We start from the raw sequence: 1,185 nt of genomic DNA on the forward strand, positions 1-1,185 counted from the left end.
AGTACCAGCGTACGGCCCACAGAATGATGTCACGCTGAAAATGCCGGCCTTTGAATGGGTTCATGTGCAGCTCCATCAGCAAAAGGGGATGATAAGTTTATCACCACCGACTATTTGCAACAGTGCCGATAAAAATATATCATCATGAACAATAAAACTGTCTGCTTACATAAACAGTAATACAAGGGGTGTTATGAGCCATATTCAACGGGAAACGTCTTGCTCGAGGCCGCGATTAAATTCCAACCTGGATGCTGATTTATATGGGTATAGATGGGCTCGCGATAATGTCGGGCAATCAGGTGCGACAATCTATCGATTGTATGGGAAGCCCAATGCGCCAGAGTTGTTTCTGAAACATGGCAAAGGTAGCGTTGCCAATGATGTTACAGATGAGATGGTCAGACTAAACTGGCTGACGGCATTTATGCCTCTTCCGACCATCAAGCATTTTATCCGTACTCCTGATGATGCATGGTTACTCACCACTGCGATCCCCGGGAAAACAGCATTCCAGGTATTAGAAGAATATCCTGATTCAGGTGAAAATATTGTTGATGCGCTGGCAGTGTTCCTGCGCCGGTTGCATTCGATTCCTGTTTGTAATTGTCCTTTTAACAGCGATCGCGTATTTCGTCTCGCTCAGGCGCAATCACGAATGAATAACGGTTTGGTTGATGCTAGTGATTTTGATGACGAGCGTAATGGCTGGCCTGTTGAACAAGTCTGGAAAGAAATGCATAAGCTTTTGCCATTCTCACCGGATTCAGTCGTCACTCATGGTGATTTCTCACTTGATAACCTTATTTTTGACGAGGGGAAATTAATAGGTTGTATTGATGTTGGACGAGTCGGAATCGCAGACCGATACCAGGATCTTGCCATCCTATGGAACTGCCTCGGTGAGTTTTCTCCTTCATTACAGAAACGGCTTTTTCAAAAATATGGTATTGATAATCCTGATATGAATAAATTGCAGTTTCATTTGATGCTCGATGAGTTTTTCTGATAGTTAGTCTTTGTAGAGACACAAACCTGAAATTCCGGACACCGCGCTTGGCACTGTTGCAAATAGTCGGTGGTGATAAACTTATCATCCCCTTTTGCTGATGGAGCTGCACATGAACCCATTCAAAGGCCGGCATTTTCAGCGTGACATCATTCTGTGGGCCGTACGCTGGTACT

General features: G+C 44.5%; 1 protein-coding gene. It reads left to right on the forward strand.

Translation table 11 applies throughout. The features are described from left to right. The first annotated feature begins 193 nt into the window (after window positions 1-193). Window positions 194-1,009 (forward strand): aminoglycoside O-phosphotransferase APH(3')-Ia, encoded by an 816-nt coding sequence (locus FTT87_RS15855; protein WP_000018326.1) that lies wholly within the window; start codon window positions 194-196, stop codon window positions 1,007-1,009. The last annotated feature ends 176 nt before the right edge of the window (window positions 1,010-1,185 follow it).

Origin of the sequence: Acinetobacter sp. YH01022, from assembly GCF_013420235.1 — a bacterium.
Classification (GTDB): domain Bacteria; phylum Pseudomonadota; class Gammaproteobacteria; order Pseudomonadales; family Moraxellaceae; genus Acinetobacter.